We start from the raw sequence: 18,272 nt of genomic DNA on the forward strand, positions 1-18,272 counted from the left end.
TCGGTATTTCCGGAGAAGTTGCCGTCACGGCGCATCGGGGCTTCCGTCTATGAGTCGGCGACGAACACTGTACGCACGTTGAGGAATTCGCCGAAGCCGTATTCGCTCTGCTCGCGCCCGTAGCCGCTGCCCTTGACGCCGCCGAACGGCAATTCGGCGAATGGCGTGGTCGGGCGGTTGACGAAGCTCATGCCCACGTCCAGACGCCGCGCGACCTGCTCGGCGCGCTTGACGTCCTGGCCGACCACGGTGCCGCCCAGCCCGTAGGGACTGTTGTTGGCCAGCTCGATGGCGTGTTCGGTGTCGTCGGCGATGACCACCGAGGCCACCGGGCCGAACAGTTCCTCGTCGAAGGCCGGGTTGCCGGGCGCGACGTTGGTCAGCACGGTGGGGGCGTACCAGGCGCCGGGCTTGTCGAGGATCTCGCCGCCGGTCTCGAGCTGCGCGCCCTTCTGCACGGCCCGCTTGACCTGATCGTGCAGGTCGTCGCGCAGGTCCTTGCGCGACATCGGGCCGATGTTGGTGCTTTCGTCCATCGGGTCGCCGATGCGCAGCTTCTGCACCTGATCGACGAGGCGCTCGGTGAAGCGCTCGACCAGCGGTTCGACCACGATCAGCCGCTTGGAGGCCGCGCAACTCTGGCCGGTGTTGTCGAAACGCCCGTCGATGGCGATCTCGACCGCCTTGTCGATATCGGCGTCGTCGAGCACGATCAGCGGATCGATACCGCCGAGCTCCAGGACGCTGGGCTTGGCCAGCTCCCCGGCGGTGGCAGCTACCGACTTGCCGGCTTCCTCGCTGCCGGTCAGCGTCACCCCGCAGACGATCGGGTCGCGCATGATCTCGGCGATCTCGCTCGAGGACACCGGCAGCCAGGTAAAGGTACCCTCCTCGAAGCCGGCGTCATGGAACAGCTGGGTGATCAGTTTGGCGCTGCCCGGCACGTTGGACGCGTGCTTGAGCAGGCAGGCGTTGCCGCCGGCCAGGTTGGGCGCGGCAAAGCGCACGACTTGATAGAGCGGGTAGTTCCACGGCATCACGCCGAGCACCGCGCCCATCGGGTCGCGGACCACCTCGGCCTTCTGGGCGCCGGCCACCTGCTTGGGCTTGGGCGCCATGTAATCTTCGGCATTGTCGGCGTAGAAGCGCACGATGGCCGCCGAGATCCGGGTCTCGGCGATCACGTCGCCGAATTTCTTGCCCATCTCGTGGCAGATCACTTCGGCGATGTCGGCCTGGCGCTTGTCGATCAGGTCGGCCACGGCATGCAGCTTCCTGGCTCGCGCGGCGACCGGCAGCTTGCGCAGCTCGGCGAAGCCGTGGCGGGCAGCGTCCAGCTTGGCCCTGATCTCCGGCTCGCTGAGCATCTCGTGCTCGCCGATCACCTTGTCATTGGCGGGGTTCACGGCAGTCAGCGTCTTGCGGCTCATCGTCTCCTCCTTGGCGTTGACGGCTGGGGCATGCGTCCTTTCCTTCATTCGCAAGCTCACAGTGTAGACAGTGATGCCAAGGGCTTGCCCCTTCAAGGGCGCGATGAAGCTCCATTTCGATTATCGTATGCCGCTGCACAAGGAGCCCGCTCGATGGCCGCCCGCTTCGATTTCGTTCACAGTAACGGGCTGCGGCCCGACGACGAAGGCCGGATAGAGGAGGAGTTCGTGAAGCTGTTAGCTGATCCAAAACGCATGCGGTGGCTCGCCTGCTCGGCGCTGGTGCTGATCATGGCCCTCGCCTCGGGGTTGGTATCGGCCAACCCCGAGGCGGATTGCGATCGTCGCATCAGGCCGGGCGAGGATCTGCAGAATGCCCTCGACGGCTTGCCACGCAACGACCAGCAACAGACGGTGTGCCTGGATGCGGGCATTTATCGCCTCAATGAGATGGTGGTAATAGAGCGCGACAACCTGACGCTACGCGGCCAGGCGAGCGGGGGGCAGAAGGCCACGGTGCTGCAGATGCAGGAAGGCCTTTCCAGCCCGGTGCTGGTGCTGGGGGACGCCTATAATCGCGAGCCGCAGAGCCCCATCCGCCAGGTCACGGTGGAAAACCTGGCGCTTCGCGGCGACGCGAGTACGCAGCGCGAGTTCAAGCCGGCGCTCCCTTACCTGAGCAACAGCGGCCTGGTCGTCAGGCGCGGTGAAGGCATCGTGCTGCGCAACCTGGATATTCGCCAATGTCGAAGCGCCTGTCTGCTGACCGAGTATCACAGCCGGGACGTGCTGATCGAGAACAACACCATGAGCCAGGCCAAGTGGGATGGCTTGTCGCTCAACCGGGCCGGACCGACACGCGTCGTCGGCAACGTCATCGAGGACAACGTGGCGGCGGGCATCACCGTCGAGTACCTGCAGGGCAGCGAGATCGTCGACAACGTCATCGCCGGTAACGGCTCGCATGGCCTGTACCTGGCCGATGCTGAAAACAATCGTTTCAGCAACAACCTGATCAAGAATAATCAGCTGGCTGGGGTCTTTCTGACCTGCTCGATCCGTGACCGTGATCCAGTGTTGTGCTGGGAAGACAGCTTTAGCCGCAATAATGTGTTCAGCAACAATCGCTTCGAGAACAATCGCTACGGCTTCCGCATCGCGGTGGACAAGGCCGCCAACTGCCAGGAGCGCGGCGGACCGCCGACCAACGTCTCGCGGGGTGATGTCTTTGTCGACAGTCCCAACAAGGAGCCCGCCTGGGAAGAATACGGCCGTTGCATCGCCTATGACGGCAGCCGGACCCTGGAGCCATCGAGTCCGCAGAGTTCGGACTAAGCGTCAGCCATTCAATCGCGCGGGGTTGGGTCTAAAGCGCCGCCAGGCGGCGCGAATTGGCCGTGCTGCGGCGATGGTAGGGTTCCAGGGTGCGTTGGCCGGTTTCCCACCAGGGCGCATAGCTGCCAGTGTACAGCCCGAGCAACGATTGCTGCAGTTGTGCGGCGACCTCGATGCCGGCATCGAGCTTCTCGGTGACCATGCGCTGGTTCTCGTCAAGCATGGCCGGGCTGGTGGGCGCTCGCGTGCACCAGAGATTGTTGCGCAAGGCGATCGTCGACAGCGACGAGGCCCAGAGTTCGTAGGTCATCAGGCTGACCGACCAGATGCCGCTGAGGGCCGTCGGCGAGAAAGGCATCAGCGGATCGAGAGCACAGGTTTGACGCATGGGCGAACACCGTGGTGGGCTTGGCTAATGGATTTATCGGCAACAGGGCCGAAAGTCTTCAGTGCATGCTACAGGGATACCGGCTGTCATGCTGTGTTGCAATATCGGCATTCGCAACCGTCTAAGCTACGCTGAGTGCGTAATGCTTCGCCGTCCCCGACGGCACGACGATTCAGGGAAGAACCAGAAGGAGACGCCAATGAAAGATGAAACGCTTTGGTCGCTGCTCAGCACCGGTGCGGCCATCGCCGCTGGCGTGGCGGCCAGGAACGGCGCGCGCAAGTCCTATGAACGCAAGATCGGCAAGCCACCGCTCGACCCCTACGAGCGTGATGTGAAGTGGCGCCATGCGCTGCTGTGGGGCGCAGGCACCGGCATGATCGTCGGCGTGTCGCGAATCATTGGTCGACGAGCCGGCAGCGAGGCGGTGCGGCGCGTCCAGCGTCGCCGCCAGCGCCGCCAGCGGCTGCTCGATTACGGCCCCCGCCCGCTGGGGTAGCATCGGCCTCGTATTCATCCGGCGCCAGCGGGGTGAGCACTGCGGGCACCCCGGGTAGCGTGATCAGCGTACCCAGCGCCATCGCCAGCCCGCCCAGCAGACCGAAGGTCGCCGCATCGCCGGTTTCGCCCAGTGGCAGCGCATCGAGCAGCCAATGTGCGATACGCGCGCCGAGTCCGCTCTCATGCGCCAGCGCGCCGAGGCTGGCGATCATCGAGGCCAGGCTGGCCGGGGTGCGGCGCAGCCCGGGCAGGTAGACGGCAAACGACAGGCCGACGCCGAGCACCCCGAGCAGCAGGAAGCCGACGAGATCGGTGGAGTGCAGCGCGGCAATTACCTGGTCATGGTCCACGAGCAGCGCAAGCACCACCACGAACGTGCTGAAGGCGATGGCCAGCGTGGCGGGTACGGCGCCACGAGCGGCGGCATTCTGAAAGGACAGGATGAACAGCGCATACGACAGCGCCGAGGCGATCCCCGCCGCCACGCCGATCGCCGTTATGCCCGATGCGCCACCATTGAGAAGGCCGGTGAGCAGGGCGACGCCCCACAGGGCGGCGGCCGCGATGATCCACGGTATGCCCGTCACGGACTCCTCCTTGAGTCGTGCCCCGCGAGGGACAAGGTCACTGAGCCTGGCATTATGGTCGAGCCTGGCCGGCAGGACCAAGCGCGTGGCGGATGGCTGCACGTGGCCGCGTGGCTGGGGTAGGCTGTGCTGCCATTTCGACCGAGCGGTAATGGCATTTCGCCCGGTAGCGCTCAGTTCACGCGGGGCGTCAGTTCGCCGGTCGCGTAGCGCTGGGCCATCGCCTCCAGGCCGAGCGGCTTGATGCGGCTGGCGTTGCCGGCGCTGCCGAAAGCCTCGAAACGCGCGATGCACAGCTCGCGCATGGCGCTGACGGTTTCCTTGAGAAACTGGCGCGGGTCGAACTCGGCCGGGTTATGGGCCAGAAAGCGCCGCACCGCGCCGGTCGAGGCCAGGCGCAGATCGGTGTCGATATTGACCTTGCGCACGCCGTGCCGGATGCCTTCGACGATCTCCTCGACCGGCACGCCGTAGGTCTCGGGGATCCTGCCGCCGTACTCGTTGATGATCTCCAGCCACTCCTGGGGTACCGACGAGGAGCCGTGCATCACCAGGTGGGTGTTGGGAATGCGCTCGTGGATGTGGCGGATGCGCGCGATGGACAGCGTGTCGCCGGTCGGCGGGCGGCTGAACTTGTAGGCGCCGTGGCTGGTGCCGATGGCGATCGCCAGGGCATCGACATGGGTCGCGGCGACGAAGGCGGCGGCCTCCTCGGGGTCGGTGAGCAGCTGCTCGTGGGACAGCGTGCCCGCGGCGCCGATGCCGTCCTCCTCGCCGGCCTGGCCGGTTTCCAGCGAGCCCAGGCAGCCCAGTTCGCCCTCGACGGAAACCCCGCAGGCGTGCGCCATCTCGACGCTGCGCCGGGTGACCTCGACGTTGTAGGCGTAGTTGGCCGGGGTCTTGCCGTCGGCCTCGAGCGAGCCGTCCATCATCACCGACGAGAAGCCCAGCTGGATCGAACGCTGGCAGACCGCGGGGCTGGTGCCATGGTCCTGATGCATGACCACCGGAATGTGCGGGAACTCCTCGATCGCGGCCAGGATCAGGTGGCGCAGGAAGGGTGCGCCGGCGTATTGGCGGGCGCCGGCGGAGGCCTGGACGATCACCGGCGAATCGGTGGCATCGGCAGCTTCCATGATGGCGCGCATCTGTTCCAGATTGTTGGCGTTGAACGCGGGAACGCCGTAGCCATGGTCGGCGGCGTGGTCGAGGAGTTGGCGCAGGCTGATCAGGGCCATGGGTGTGCGTTTTCCTGATGGTCGTAAGTGAGGCGTTTAATAAGTGGGGCGGCTAAAGCGCCGCCCCGGGTTGGTGGTGCTGGTTTTTAGCTTACCTGGCGGCGGCTTGCCTGGCCCCGTCCTGCAGGGCGATCACCGCCGGCAGTTGCTTGCCCTCGACGTACTCGAGGAAGGCGCCGCCGCCGGTGGAGATATACGAGACTTTATCCTCGATGGCGTACTTGTCGATCGCCGCGAGGGTGTCGCCGCCACCGGCGATCGAGAAGCCGTTGCTCGCGGCGATCGCCTTGGACAACGCCTCGGTGCCCTTGCCGAACTGATCGATCTCGAACACCCCGACCGGGCCGTTCCAGAGGATGGTGCCGGCGTCCTTGAGCAGCGCGGCGAAGCGCGACGCGGTCTCGGGGCCGATGTCGAGGATCATCTCGTCGTCGCCGACCTGATCGACCGGACGCACCACCGCCTCGGCCGATTCGGAGAACTCGGTGGCCACCACCACGTCCGTAGGCAGCGGGATCTCGACCTTGGCCATCAACGCCTTGGCCTGGTCGACCAGGTCGGCCTCGTGCAGCGACTTGCCGACGTTGTGGCCCGCCGCGGCGATGAAGGTGTTGGCGATACCGCCACCGACGATCAATTGATCGCACTTCTCGGACAGTGCCGTGAGCACCTCGAGCTTGGTCGAGACCTTGGAGCCGCCGACGATTGCCACCATCGGCCGCGCCGGTTTGGCCAAGGCCTTTTCCAGCGCCTCGAGTTCCTTGGCAAGCAGCGGCCCGGCGCAGGCGTCGGCGGCGAAGCGCGCCACGCCGTGGGTCGAGGCCTGGGCGCGGTGGGCGGTGCCGAAGGCATCCATGACGTAGATGTCGCAGAGCGTGGCGTAGGCCCGGGCCAGCGCCTCGTCGTCGCTTTTCTCGCCGCGGTTGTAGCGCACGTTCTCGAGCAGCACGACCTCGCCGTCGGCGACTTCGACCGGTGTATCGAGGTAGTCGTCGACCAGCCGTACCGGCTGGCCGAGCAGCGTGCCGAGATGAGTGGCCACCGGGGCCAGCGAGAATTCGTCGGCGGGCTCGCCTTCGCTGGGACGGCCCAGGTGGCTCATCAGCAGCACCTTGGCGCCGGCGTCGCGCGCCGCCTCGATGGTCGGCAAGCAGGCGCGGATGCGGGCGTCGGAGGTGACGCGGCCCTGCTTGACCGGGACGTTGAGATCTTCGCGAATCAGCACGCGCTTTCCGGCGAGTGCCAGGTCGGTCATCTTGCGCACGTTCATGGACGGATGCTCCTGATGGTGGCTGAACCCGTTGGCTGAACCCGGATAGCCTTGTCGGGGCGGGCGGTGTCACTCGGCACGCGCATCGAGTTCGGCCAGTCGCGCGGCGACGTCGAGCATGCGGTTGGCGAAGCCCCACTCGTTGTCGAACCAGCTGAGCAGCTTGACCAGGTGGCCGCCGGCGACCCGGGTCTGAGTGGCGTCCACGATACCCGAGCGCGGGTCGTGGTTGAAGTCGACCGAGGCCAGGGGCTCTTCCGTGTAGCCGAGCCGCCCGGCCAGGCGCGCGCGGCTGGCCTCGGCGAGCAGCGCGTTGACGGTGGCCGCATCGCACGCCTGGCGCACCGAGATCGCCATGTCCATCGCCGAGACGTTGATCGTCGGCACCCGCACGTGCAGGCACTCGAAGCGGCCGGCGAGCGTCGGCATCAGCCGCTCGATGCCGCGCGCCAGGCCGGTATCGACGGGGATGATCGACTGCATCGCCGAGCGCGTCAGGCGCAGGTCGGACTTGTGATAGGCGTCGATTACCGGCTGGTCGTTCATCGCCGAGTGGATGGTGGTGGTCACGCCGTGCTCGATGCCCAGCGCTTCGTCGAGCACGGTGAGGATCGGAATCAGGCAGTTGGTGGTGCACGAGGCCGCCGAGACGATGCGCATCGCCGGCTCGAGGGCGGCTTCGTTGATGCCGCCGACCACGGTCAGGTCGACGTCGGATTCGGCGGGCTGCGAGAACAGCAGGCGCCGGGCCCCGGCGGCGAGGTGAAGCTCGGCGGTGGCGCGGTCCTTGAAACTGCCCGAGCACTCGATCACCAGGTCGATCTCCAGCTCCTGCCAGGGCAGGCGCTGCGGGTCGGGCTCACGGAGCAGGGCGATCGACCGGCCGTTGATGGTGAGCGTGTCGCCGTCGCTCGCGACCTCGCCGGGGAAACGCCCGTGGGTGGTGTCGTAGCGGGTCAGGTAGGCGACGGTCGCCAAGTCGGAAAGCTCGTTGATCGCGACTACCTCGAGCCCCGCTTCGCCCCCGAGTTCGGGGCGCTCGACCAGTGCGCGCAGCACACACTGGCCGATGCGGCCGTAACCGTTGATGGCGATGCGATGGGGCATGGAGGGCTCGGCGATGGTGGTGATCAGGAGCGCGATTCTAGCGCAAAGCGCGCGGCGCCCCAACCGGCCGGCTCTCGGGCCACGGCCACGGCCACGGTTCAGTCGATGTGCGGGTCGAGCAGCAGCCGGCCATGGATGTCGCCGTTGATCATCGCCTCGGCGCGCTCGGCGATCATCTCCATGCCGAGCTCTTCGTAATGCATGGCGTGACGCACCGCTTCGGGGAGCTCGGCGATATGCTGCCAGGCCTCGCGGCGCCGGGCCAGAGGTTGCATCGCGCTGTCGATACCAAGCAGCGAGACGCCGCGCAGGATGAACGGCATCACCGTGGTGGGCAGTTCGCTGCCGCCGGCCAGGCCCACCGCGGCGACCAGTCCGTGGTACTCCATCTGTGCCAGCACGTTGGCCAAGACGTTGTCGCCGACGGTGTCGATGGCGCCGGCCCAGCGGCTCTTCTCCAGCGGTCGCGGTTCGCCTTCGAACTCGTGGCGTCCCAGCACTTCGCTCGCACCCAGCTCCTTGAGCCACGCCTCCTGGTTGGGCTTGCCGGTGACCGCATGCACTTCATAGCCGTAGTGGGCGAGCATCTTCACCGCCCAACTGCCCACGCCGCCGGTGGCGCCGGTGACCACCACCCGGGCACCGCGCGCCAGGCCGGCTTCCTGCAGGCGCATCACGCTGAGCATGGCGCTGAGTCCGGCGGTACCGAACAGCATCGCCTCGCGGGTAGAGAGCGCCTCGGGGCAGGCCACCAGCCACTCCTCGTCGACCCGCATGGTCTCGGCGAAGCCGCCCCAGTAGCGTTCGCCGACGCCCCAGCCGGTAAGGATCACCTTGTCGCCCCGGGCGAAGCGCCCGCCCTCGCAACTGCGCACCGTGCCGGCGAAGTCGATGCCCGGCACGAACGGGTAGTCGCGGACGATCTTGCCCTTGCCGGTCACCGCCAGCGCGTCCTTGTAGTTGAGATCGGAAAAGTCGATGTCGACGGTCACGGCGCGCTCGGGCAGGCGCTCCTCGTCGATCGTTTCGACCCGGGCGCGCGGGTCTTCATCCTTGAGCATCAGCACGCGGGGCATGGTCATCTCCTGATGTTGGGCATTTCGCGACCATCCCAGACTAGCCGGCCTGGCGGGGTCCGGCAACGCCGGCCCGAGCGCGGATGCTTGCCAGTGCGGGGGCCTTTGCTACCATCGACGGATTGCCGGCATGCCGCCCGGAGCAGCATGCCGGAAGTCTCGACAGGCCCGGCAAGTGGGTGCCCAAGGCGCGCAACAGGAGCGAAATGGCAGCATGAAACCACGCGAAACCGGCTGGCGGCACTTGGTGCATTCGACCCGCTATTCCCTCAAGGGCTTGAAGGCGGCGTTCGCCAACGAGGCGGCCTTTCGCCAGGAGGCGGTGCTGTGCCTGTTGCTGCTGCCGCTGGCCTGGTGGGTCGGCGAGACCCCGGTCGAATGGCTGTTGCTGGTCGGTAGCTGCGTGGCGGTGCTGATCGTCGAACTGCTCAACAGCGCAGTGGAGACCGTGGTCGATCGCATCGGTCCCGAGCATCACGTGTTGTCGGGGCGCGCCAAGGACATCGGCTCCGCCGCGGTGATGCTGTCGCTGGTCATGGCCGGGCTGACCTGGGGCTTGCTGCTCTGGCAGCGTCTGCTCGGCTGATGCCGCCCGGCGCGAAGCAATGAGCGCAGCGCACGGCTGGCTTCTACAGTGACAGTGGAAGGGCTGGGTGCGTCAGCGTGTCGCGTTCAGCCGTTTGTCTGCTTGTCTGGCCGCGACGCCCCCGGTATCGTCACGGGTCTTTCCATTAGTTACGGACGTAGTCACGGACGGCGCCGCCTCCGACACCCACTATGCCGCCAGCGTCAATAACAAAATTGGCCGCGAAAAAATCTAAAGGAGCAGCACAGATGCGTTTGATCCTCTTGGGCGCCCCCGGTGCCGGCAAAGGTACGCAAGCCCAGTTCATTTGCGAGCGCTTCGGCATTCCGCAGATTTCCACCGGCGACATGCTGCGCACCGCGGTCAAGGAAGGCAGCGATCTGGGCCTCAAGGTCAAGGAGATCATGAACGGCGGCGGACTGGTGTCCGACGACATCATCATCGCCCTGGTCAAGGAGCGCATCGGCCAGCCGGACTGTGCCAACGGTTTCCTGTTCGATGGCTTTCCACGGACCATTCCCCAGGCCGACGCGATGAAGGAAGCCGGCGTCAAGCTCGATCACGTGGTCGAGATCGCGGTCGACGACGAGGAGATCGTCAAGCGCCTGGCGGGGCGCCGTGTGCATCCCGACTCGGGGCGCGTCTATCATCTCGAATACCATCCGCCCCGGGAAGAGGGCAAGGATGACGTCACCGGCGAGACGCTGATCCAGCGCGAGGACGATCGCGAGTCGACGGTGCGCAATCGGCTGTCGGTCTATCACGATCAGACCGAACCGCTAATCGCCTACTACCGCGAGTGGGCCGAGCAGGCGCCCGGCGAGGCGCCGGCCTACCACCGCATCGCCGGGATCGGCACGGTCGACGACATCAAGCGGCAGGTGATCGAAGCGCTGGAAGGCTGAGGCCCCGAGCTAGCCCGCACACACGCAGCCCGGTCCCGGTGGCCGGGCTGCGTGTATCGGGTGGCAGCCGCGCGCGGCTTTTGCCGGCTCGCCGCCGGCCGTATAATGCCCGCGCCATTCCACCAGGCGTAACTGCCATGTCGACACTGCTGGCCCTGGATGCTTCCTCGAGCGCCTGTTCATGCGCGCTGTGGCGCGACGGCGAGGTGCTCTCGCGTTTCGCGCTGACCCCCCGCGAGCACACCCGGCGCTTGATGCCGATGATCGATGAATTGCTCGCCGAGGCCGGGCTCTCCACCGCCGATCTTGATGCGCTGGCCTATGGCCACGGGCCGGGTTCGTTCACCGGCCTGCGGATCGCCGCCGGCGTCGCACAAGGCCTGGCGTTCGGCCTCGAACGGCCGCTGATCGGCGTGTCGACGCTCGAGGCGCTGGCGCTGGCCGCGCATCATCAACTGCACGTGCGCTACGTGGTGCCCGCGCTCGACGCGCGCATGAACGAGATCTATGTCGCCGCCTATCATTGCCGCGACGGTGAACTCACTGTACTGGCCGACGAGGCGGTGTTGCCCCCCGAGGGTTTCGAACTGCCCGACGAGCGCCGCGATGTCGACTGGTGTGGCGTGGGCTCCGGCTGGACGCTGTGGGAGGCGATGCCGGCCAGGGTGCAGGATGCCCTGGCCCAGCGCCTGCCCGAGCGTCAGCCCAGTGCGGAATGGATGGCGCGTCTGGCCGCCCGGGCGCAGGCGCGTGGCGAGGGCCGGGCGCCGCACGAGGCCACGCCGGTCTATCTGCGCAACGAGGTGGCCTGGAAGCGTGCCTAGACCTAATCCCCGCGTTGGGCATTCGGCGGCCGCTCGTTGAACGACGCCGGAGCCGATTCGTTTATTCTCCTCTGCGCGCCTCCCTTGCCGGCGGCGTGTCGCGGATTTCGTTGATCACAAGGACGGCTGACAATGGATTGGTTCCAGTTGGTTGCGCTTTCGCTCATCCAGGGGCTCACCGAGTTTCTGCCGATCTCCTCGTCGGCGCACCTGATTCTGCCCTCGCAGCTTCTCGGCTGGCCCGACCAGGGGCTGGCCTTCGACGTCGCCGTGCATGTCGGCACGCTGGCGGCGGTAATGATGGCCTTTCGCCGCGAGGTGGCGGGCATCATCGTCGGCTGGTTCGGCCAGTTCGCCGGTGGCGGGTCGCTGGCCTCGCGCCAGACCGATGCCAGCTGGCTGGGCTGGATGGTACTGCTGGCGACGCTGCCGGCGGTGATCGCCGGCGGGTTGTTCAACGACCTGGTCGAGACCTCGCTGCGCTCGTCGCTGGTGATCGCGCTGGCGACGCTGGGTTTCGGTCTGCTGCTGTGGTGGGCCGACGTGCGTGGCAGTCGTAACCGCGATATGGCCAGCCTGACCCTCAAGGCGGCGCTGATCGTCGGGCTGTTTCAAGCGCTGGCGCTGATCCCCGGAACCTCGCGCTCGGGCATCACCATCACTGCGGCGCTGCTGCTGGGCTTCGATCGCCAGAGTTCGGCGCGCTTCTCGTTTCTGCTGTCGATTCCGCTGATCATCGCCGCGGGCACTCTGAAGGGCCTGGAACTCGCCAAGGCCGGCACCGATACCGCACTGCACGACGTGCTGCTGGGCGCCGGTCTGTCGTTCGTTGCCGCATTGGCATGCATCAAGCTGTTCCTGGCAGCGCTGGATCGCATCGGCTTGTGGCCGTTCGCCGTTTATCGACTGGTACTCGGCGTCGTGCTGCTGGGGTTGTGGCTGGCATGACGACGAGGGTCCCGGTGGTGGTCGGCGAGCCGCTGCGCGCGCTCGCCGAGCGCCTGGGCCTTGACTGGGTGGCGAGCCCCCCGGCCGCCGGGCTGTGGCTGATCGAGACCGCCGCAGGGCTGGCGATCGCCGGCGATCCGGGCTGCTATGGCAAGCCGCTGTCGGCCGATTTCGTCGCCGGCAAGGCCGATCATCGACGGCGCTTCGGTGGCGGCCGCGGCCAGTTGGTGGCCAAGGCCTGCGGGCTGACCAGGGGAGTGACGCCGAGGGTGGTCGACGCCACCGCCGGGCTGGGTCGCGATGCCTTCGTGCTGGCCGGGCTGGGCGCCGAGGTATTGATGCTGGAGCGGGTGCCGGCGATCGCCGTGTTGCTCGAGGATGCCCTGGCGCGGGCAGGCCGTGACCCTGAAGTCGCCGAGATCGCCGCGCGCATGCGGCTATGCCGCGTCGACGCCGGCGATCCCCGGGCGCTGCTCGCGGCGGTGAGCGAGGCGCGCTTCGCGCCGCAGGTGATCCATCTCGACCCGATGTTCCCGCATCGCGACAAGTCGGCGCTGGTCAAGAAGGAGATGCGCGTGTTCCGCGAGCTCGCCGGCGACGACGACGACGCGCCGCGGTTGCTGGAGGCGGCGCTGGACGTCGCCACCCACCGGGTGGCGGTCAAGCGCCCGCGCAAGGCGCCGCCGATCGCCGGGCCGCGACCGGCCCACAGCCTCGAGGCCAGGACCAGCCGCTACGATCTCTACGTTCACCGTTCGCTGCGTGGCTGAGCGGGCCCCGCGGCCTCCGGCGAGACGGCGCTGAGCAGCTGTGGATCGGCCACCTCGTGCTGCCGGGCGAGTTGCAGCAGACGCTGACGCAGGGCCGGGTCGAACAGGCTGCGGCTGCGTGCCAGCGCTTCCTGAAGCAGGCTGTCGAAGGCCCGCCTGGCGTTGTCCTGGCATAGCCAGCCTTCGCTTTCCAGGGTGTCCAGCAAGCCGCTGAACAACCGCCGATCGAAGAATTCGGGGGCATTGAGCCCCGAGAGCAGCGTCAATCGCTCGGCGAGCTGGCGGCGAAGCGCGGCGCGTAACGGGTCCAGCAGCGGGTTCAGCAAAGCCATCCGGGTGCCGATGCAGAGAATGTTCAGGCATTATAGCGACATGACCCGGCCGAATGTCGGCGACATTGAGCGTCGACGACGGCGTGAACGACAGGGAACGGGGGGCAGGCAATGCGCGGGGTTTGGCGAGACGGCAACCGGTTCGCGTTGCTGCCGGAAAGCGCATGCTTTCTGCCGGCGATGACCGAGGCGATCGCGGCGGCACGGCATTCGATCATTCTCGAGCTCTACCTGATGGAGTCGGGCCGCCTGGCCAACCAACTGATCGATGCGTTGATCGCTGCGGCGGCGCGCGGCGTGCCGGTGCTGGCGCTGCTCGACGGCTATGGGGCGATGGGGCTGCAGGCCGAGGATCGCCGACGCCTGGCCGATGGCGGCGTGGCGCTGCGCTTCTTCAATCCGCTGGCCTGGCGCCGGCTGGCCAAGAATCTGACCCGCGATCACCGCAAGTTGCTGGTGATCGATGGCCGCATCGCCTTCACCGGCGGCTTCGGGGCCAGCGACACCTTTCTCGATGCCTGGTTCGAAGTCGCGGTGCGCATCGAGGGGCCGGTGGTGGCCGACTGGATGCGGCTCTTCTCGCGGTTGTGGGATTCGTCGCTGACCCGCGGCGCGGGCGACCCGGGGCTGATCAAGGGCCTGCAGCTGGCGATCGCCCCGCTCGAGGACTATCAGGGCATGTGTGGCCGGGTGGTCTGGGGCCAGGGCTATCGTTATCAGGCGATCCGCCTGTCGCTGCACCAGCAGATCGCCAACGCCCAGCGCCGGATCTGGTTCTGCACGCCCTATTTCGTGCCCACGCTGAGCCTGCGTCGGCGGCTGGCGCGGGCGGCCAGGCGCGGCGTCGACGTGCGTCTGCTGCTGCCCGGCGAGTCCCACGATCACCCGGGGATCCGCTATGCCGGCCAGCGCTTCTACCGGCGCCTGCTGCGTGCCGGGGTGCGTATCTACGAGTATCAGCCGCGCTTCATTCACGCCAAGTTCTCGCTGGCCGACGATTGGGCGACGATCGGCTCCTGCAATTTCGACCACTGGAGCTTGCAGTGGAACCTGGAGGCCAACCAGGAGATCCACGATGCGCGCTTTGCCAAGGAAGTGGCGGTGCTGTTCGAGAAGAACTTCACGCAGAGCCGCGAGATCCTGCCCGAACAGTGGGCACGGCGGCCGCTCGGCCAACGCCTGCGCGAATGGCTCTTCGGCACGCTGGATGCCTGGGTGACGCGTCTCAAATAGAGCCTTGCGGGCTGCGGGCTGCGGGCCGATCATTCTGCTCGTCGCTCGTCGCTCGTCGCTCGTCGCTCGTCGCTCGTCGCTCGTCGCTCGTCGCTCGTCGCTCGTCGCTCGTCGCTCGTCGCTCGTCGCTCGTCGCTCGTCGCTTAGCGGCGGCGCTTGTCGCCATGCCCGGCGGGCTTCTTCTTGCGCGGCGCCGGCTTGGGTTTCTCCGGCGGCACACGATAATGCAGATACAAATCGAGCACCAGTTCGGGAAGCTGGACGACCAGCCGCTCGGCCTCGCGCGGCTCGGCGATGAACTCGGCCATGTCGGGCTCGTCGTCGAACAGCCCCGACAGCGCCATGAACGGCAACAGCAGGGTCGCCGCGGCTTCCTCGTCATCCTCGAACCAGGCCGCCTCGTCGAGAAACACACCCTCCATGAAGCCGGCGCACCAGTCACCGATCGGGGTTTCCTCGGCGGCGACGCCGCCGAGTGTCAGCTCGAACGGCAGTTCGGGCAACAGGCCCTGTTCCAAGGCGGCGATGGCGTTGCCGCGCAGGCGTTCGAGCAGACCCAGAATCGTCTCGCGCTCGGCGGCGTCGGCGAATGCCGGCTCGCCGTGGAAGAGTTCGCTGATCCAGGTCGCCGCCGGCACCTCGCGGGGTGCGACGGCCAGCGCGACCAGCAAGCCATGGGCACCGATGATGTCCAGCGCGTCTTCGCCGGCACGCTCGGAGTCGAGGAAATCGTCGAGCAGGTCCAGCGCTTGGTCGTCGAGCAGCGGTTGCGGCGGGGGCGTTTCTGACATCGGCTGAATTCCTCAAGAACGAAGGCTGGGCGCGCTTGCCGCGCGCCGCGTTCGCCGGCATTCTAGCATCCCTATGCAAGTACCGACGCTCCCCGCTCCCGATGCCGACTGGCTGGCCGCGCTCGATCGCGACGCCCTGCACGGCGCGGCGCATGAACGCGCCGCCGAAGCGTGGCGACTGGCCTGCGAAGTGCATCCGCAATTGCCGCGTCCGGCGGCCTGGTTCGATCTGCGTGGCAAGGGCGCTGGCCAGGCACATTTCGGCCGTGGCGGGCTGCGCTTCAATCCGCAGCTGCTCGCCGAGAACCGCCTGGCGTTCTTCACCGAGGTGATCCCCCACGAAATGGCCCACTGGCTGGTCCATCATCTCGCTGAAGGTCCGCAGGCGCGCCCCCATGGCCGCGAATGGCGGCACGTGATGCGCGCGCTCTATGGCCTCGAGCCGCGGGCGACGCACGTCTTCGACACGCGCACGGCGAGCCCGGCGCCGTATCGCTACCGCTGCGCCTGCCGCGATCACTTCTTCAGCCGCCGTCGTCATGCCAGCGCCCGCGCCGGGCGGGACTACTTTTGCCGCAAGTGCCGCAACGCGCTGGTCTACAAGGATTGTACGGTGCTCCGGGGTTAAAATAAACGTTTGATATAAAAGCTAAATTTGCTTCTACCAATGTCTAATTGGGGGGCTTGCCCCCGCTGGGTATAAGCTGTCTACAATTTCATCATCGGCTTGGCCATACAATGCTGGCCGACTCGCCGAGCGCGAGGCCACCACTTCCAGGGACAGAGGCGCGACATGACCGAGCAGCAGAAAGTCCATCCAGTCAGTGAGGAGTTTGCCGCCAACGCATGGGCCGACAAGGAGAAATACCTGTCGATGTACCAGCAGTCGGTCGACGACCCGCAAGGCTTCTGGGCCGAGCAGGCCAAGCGCCTCGACTGGTCCAAGGCGCCGACCCAGATCAAGCACGCCACCTTCGATGCCGACAACGTGGACATCCGTTGGTTCGAGGATGGCGAACTCAACGCCTGCTACAACTGCCTGGACCGCCACCTCGAGCGGCGCGGCGACCAGCCGGCGATCATCTGGGAAGGTGACGACCCCAGCGATTCCAAGACCTACAGTTTTCGCGAACTGCACGCGCGCACCAGTCAGCTGGCCAATGCGCTGAAGTCGATGGGCGTCGGCAAGGGCGATACCGTCACCCTGTACATGCCGATGGTGCCCGAGGCGAGCATGGCGATGCTCGCCTGCGCGCGCATCGGCGCGATCCATTCGGTGGTGTTCGGCGGCTTCTCGCCGGACGCGCTGGCCCAGCGAGTGGTCGACGCGCAATCCAAGGTGGTGATTACCGCCGACGAGTCGATTCGTGGCGGCAAGCATGTCCCGCTCAAGGAAAACGTCGACGCCGCGCTGACCCGCGAGGGTACCGATGTGGTCGACAAGGTGCTGGTGGTCAAGCGCAGCGGTGGCGAGATCGACTGGCACGAGGGTCGCGACGTGTGGTTCCACGAGCGCGTCGATGAGCAGTCCAGCGACTGCCCGGCGGAGCCGATGAACGCCGAGGATCCGCTGTTCATCCTCTACACCTCGGGCTCCACCGGCCAGCCCAAGGGGCTCAAGCACACCACCGGCGGCTACCTGCTGCATGCCGCGTTGACCCATCAGTACGTGTTCGATTACCAGGAAGGCGAAGTCTACTGGTGCGCTGCCGATGTCGGCTGGATCACCGGCCACAGCTATATCGTCTACGGTCCGCTGGCCAACGGCGCGACCACGCTGATGTTCGAGGGCGTGCCCAGCTACCCGACGCCGGGGCGCATCGGCGAGGTGATCGACAAGCACCACGTCTCGATTCTGTATACCTCGCCCACCGCGATCCGCGCGCTGATGGCTCACGGCGACACGGTGATGGACTCCAGCACGCGCAACAGCCTGCGCCTGCTGGGATCGGTGGGCGAGCCGATCAATCCCGAGGCCTGGGAGTGGTTCCATCGGGTGATCGGCAACTCTAAGTGCCCGATCGTCGATACCTGGTGGCAGACCGAGACCGGCGGCATCATGATCGCGCCGCTGCCCGGCGCCGTCGATCTCAAGCCGGGCTCGGCGACGCGGCCGTTCTTCGGCGTGCTGCCGGCGCTGGTCGACAACGAGGGCAACATCCTCGAGGGCGCCAGCAACGGCAATCTGGTGATTCTCGACTCCTGGCCGGGACAGGCGCGCTCGATCTGGCAGAACCACGAGCGCTTCGTGCAGACCTATTTCTCGGCCTACCCGGGCAAGTATTTCACCGGCGACGGCTGCCGCCGCGACGAGGACGGCTATTACTGGATCACCGGGCGTGTCGACGACGTGATCAACGTCTCGGGGCATCGCATGGGCACCGCCGAGATCGAATCCTCGTTGGTCGCCCATCAGGCGGTGGCCGAGGCCGCGGTGGTCGGCTACCCCCATGATATCAAGGGCCAGGGCATTTACATCTACGTCACCCTGGGCGACGAGTACGAGCCCAGCGACGAGCTCAAGAAGGAACTGACCCAGTGGGTGCGCAAGGACATCGGTCCGATCGCCTCGCCGGACGTGATCCAATGGGCGCCGAGCCTGCCGAAGACCCGCTCGGGCAAGATCATGCGCCGCATTCTGCGCAAAATCGCCGCCAACGAGACCGATGGCCTGGGCGATACCAGTACCCTGGCCGATCCCAGCGTGGTCCAGGATCTGATCGAGAATCGCGCCAACCGCTAAGCCTCGTTCAGCCAGTGCCGTCGGCCACCCGGAGTCGCCAGCGCCTCAACGGATGAATGTCGAAACGGATGGAGCACGCCAGTTCATCGACGGTTTTTGGCCTCTCTCGCCGGTCTTCAAGGGCCGGCTTTTTCATGGCCGATCGCATGCGTTGACAGCGGGCTTCGCGAGGCTTGGGAATCGGCGCAGGCATGGGGTAACATGCCAG

At 66.8% G+C, this 18,272-nt stretch carries 19 protein-coding genes; 10 read left to right on the forward strand and 9 right to left on the reverse strand.

What is annotated here, in order from left to right:
• Positions 1–47: 47 nt before the first annotated feature.
• Positions 48–1,430: an NAD-dependent succinate-semialdehyde dehydrogenase gene (locus K7I12_RS05625; protein ID WP_231663390.1), complete on the reverse strand. Its 1,383-nt coding sequence runs from the start codon at positions 1,428–1,430 to the stop codon at positions 48–50.
• A 153-nt stretch (positions 1,431–1,583) separates the two neighbouring features.
• On the opposite strand from K7I12_RS05625, the gene K7I12_RS05630 reads away from it, so the two are divergent.
• Positions 1,584–2,765 (forward strand): right-handed parallel beta-helix repeat-containing protein, encoded by a 1,182-nt coding sequence (locus tag K7I12_RS05630; protein ID WP_051907309.1) that lies wholly within the window; start codon positions 1,584–1,586, stop codon positions 2,763–2,765.
• Positions 2,766–2,796: 31 nt separating this feature from the next.
• Here the strand turns inward: K7I12_RS05630 and K7I12_RS05635 are convergent, their stop codons facing one another.
• On the reverse strand, positions 2,797–3,153 hold the full coding sequence (locus tag K7I12_RS05635; protein WP_231663392.1) for a hypothetical protein: 357 nt from the start codon (positions 3,151–3,153) through the stop codon (positions 2,797–2,799).
• Positions 3,154–3,352: 199 nt separating this feature from the next.
• Here K7I12_RS05635 and K7I12_RS05640 point away from each other — a divergent pair, with 199 nt between their 5' ends.
• Positions 3,353–3,652: a DUF4235 domain-containing protein gene (locus K7I12_RS05640; RefSeq protein WP_031382321.1), complete on the forward strand. Its 300-nt coding sequence runs from the start codon at positions 3,353–3,355 to the stop codon at positions 3,650–3,652.
• On the opposite strand, the gene K7I12_RS05645 is transcribed toward K7I12_RS05640, so the two are convergent.
• The 5 genes from K7I12_RS05645 to K7I12_RS05665 all read right to left on the reverse strand — a co-directional run bounded on the left by K7I12_RS05645 (position 3,552) and on the right by K7I12_RS05665 (position 8,932).
• Positions 3,552–4,241 (reverse strand): hypothetical protein, encoded by a 690-nt coding sequence (locus K7I12_RS05645; protein WP_051907310.1) that lies wholly within the window; start codon positions 4,239–4,241, stop codon positions 3,552–3,554. The genes K7I12_RS05640 and K7I12_RS05645 overlap by 101 nt on opposite strands.
• Positions 4,242–4,414: 173 nt before the next feature.
• Positions 4,415–5,479, reverse strand: a complete 1,065-nt coding sequence (gene fba / locus K7I12_RS05650; RefSeq protein ID WP_031382323.1) for a class II fructose-bisphosphate aldolase — start codon at positions 5,477–5,479, stop codon at positions 4,415–4,417.
• Positions 5,480–5,570: 91 nt separating this feature from the next.
• Complete coding sequence (locus tag K7I12_RS05655) at positions 5,571–6,749, reverse strand: phosphoglycerate kinase (RefSeq protein WP_031382324.1); 1,179 nt, start codon at positions 6,747–6,749, stop codon at positions 5,571–5,573.
• 69 nt (positions 6,750–6,818) lie between these two features.
• Positions 6,819–7,856, reverse strand: a complete 1,038-nt coding sequence (locus K7I12_RS05660) for a type I glyceraldehyde-3-phosphate dehydrogenase (protein WP_031382325.1) — start codon at positions 7,854–7,856, stop codon at positions 6,819–6,821.
• 98 nt (positions 7,857–7,954) lie between these two features.
• Positions 7,955–8,932: an MDR family oxidoreductase gene (locus K7I12_RS05665; protein WP_031382326.1), complete on the reverse strand. Its 978-nt coding sequence runs from the start codon at positions 8,930–8,932 to the stop codon at positions 7,955–7,957.
• Positions 8,933–9,146: 214 nt separating this feature from the next.
• Here K7I12_RS05665 and K7I12_RS05670 point away from each other — a divergent pair, with 214 nt between their 5' ends.
• The 5 genes from K7I12_RS05670 (at position 9,147) to K7I12_RS05690 (ending at position 12,965) form a co-directional block, all read left to right on the forward strand.
• The gene (locus K7I12_RS05670; RefSeq protein WP_031382327.1) at positions 9,147–9,518 is read left to right on the forward strand and encodes a diacylglycerol kinase; all 372 of its coding nucleotides are present in this window, start codon (positions 9,147–9,149) and stop codon (positions 9,516–9,518) included.
• A 248-nt stretch (positions 9,519–9,766) separates the two neighbouring features.
• Entirely contained in the window at positions 9,767–10,423 is a 657-nt protein-coding gene (gene adk, locus K7I12_RS05675; RefSeq protein WP_031382328.1) for an adenylate kinase, read from the forward strand.
• Positions 10,424–10,560: 137 nt separating this feature from the next.
• Positions 10,561–11,247 (forward strand): tRNA (adenosine(37)-N6)-threonylcarbamoyltransferase complex dimerization subunit type 1 TsaB, encoded by a 687-nt coding sequence (tsaB, locus tag K7I12_RS05680; protein WP_031385294.1) that lies wholly within the window; start codon positions 10,561–10,563, stop codon positions 11,245–11,247.
• A gap of 132 nt (positions 11,248–11,379) precedes the next feature.
• Entirely contained in the window at positions 11,380–12,195 is an 816-nt protein-coding gene (locus K7I12_RS05685) for an undecaprenyl-diphosphate phosphatase (RefSeq protein ID WP_031382329.1), read from the forward strand.
• Positions 12,192–12,965 (forward strand): class I SAM-dependent methyltransferase, encoded by a 774-nt coding sequence (locus K7I12_RS05690; protein ID WP_031382330.1) that lies wholly within the window; start codon positions 12,192–12,194, stop codon positions 12,963–12,965. The genes K7I12_RS05685 and K7I12_RS05690 overlap by 4 nt, the downstream gene beginning before the upstream one ends.
• Here the strand turns inward: K7I12_RS05690 and K7I12_RS05695 are convergent.
• The gene (locus tag K7I12_RS05695; protein ID WP_031382331.1) at positions 12,944–13,297 is read right to left on the reverse strand and encodes a hypothetical protein; all 354 of its coding nucleotides are present in this window, start codon (positions 13,295–13,297) and stop codon (positions 12,944–12,946) included. The two genes, K7I12_RS05690 and K7I12_RS05695, sit on opposite strands and share 22 nt — an antisense overlap.
• 111 nt (positions 13,298–13,408) lie before the next feature.
• On the opposite strand from K7I12_RS05695, the gene K7I12_RS05700 reads away from it, so the two are divergent.
• A complete protein-coding gene (locus tag K7I12_RS05700; protein WP_031382332.1) occupies positions 13,409–14,530 on the forward strand; it encodes a phospholipase D-like domain-containing protein in 1,122 nt (373 codons plus the stop codon).
• 143 nt (positions 14,531–14,673) lie between these two features.
• Here K7I12_RS05700 and K7I12_RS05705 read toward each other — a convergent pair whose 3' ends face one another.
• Positions 14,674–15,321: a YecA/YgfB family protein gene (locus K7I12_RS05705; RefSeq protein ID WP_031382333.1), complete on the reverse strand. Its 648-nt coding sequence runs from the start codon at positions 15,319–15,321 to the stop codon at positions 14,674–14,676.
• Between the two features lie 73 nt (positions 15,322–15,394).
• Between K7I12_RS05705 and K7I12_RS05710 the strand changes: the two genes are divergently transcribed.
• Complete coding sequence (locus tag K7I12_RS05710; protein WP_031382334.1) at positions 15,395–15,949, forward strand: SprT family zinc-dependent metalloprotease; 555 nt, start codon at positions 15,395–15,397, stop codon at positions 15,947–15,949.
• Between the two features lie 165 nt (positions 15,950–16,114).
• Positions 16,115–18,064, forward strand: a complete 1,950-nt coding sequence (gene acs / locus K7I12_RS05715) for an acetate--CoA ligase (RefSeq protein WP_031382335.1) — start codon at positions 16,115–16,117, stop codon at positions 18,062–18,064.
• Positions 18,065–18,272: the final 208 nt, after the last annotated feature.

This window comes from Halomonas sp. IOP_31 (assembly GCF_021151495.1).
Classification (GTDB): Bacteria; Pseudomonadota; Gammaproteobacteria; order Pseudomonadales; family Halomonadaceae; genus Modicisalibacter; species Modicisalibacter zincidurans.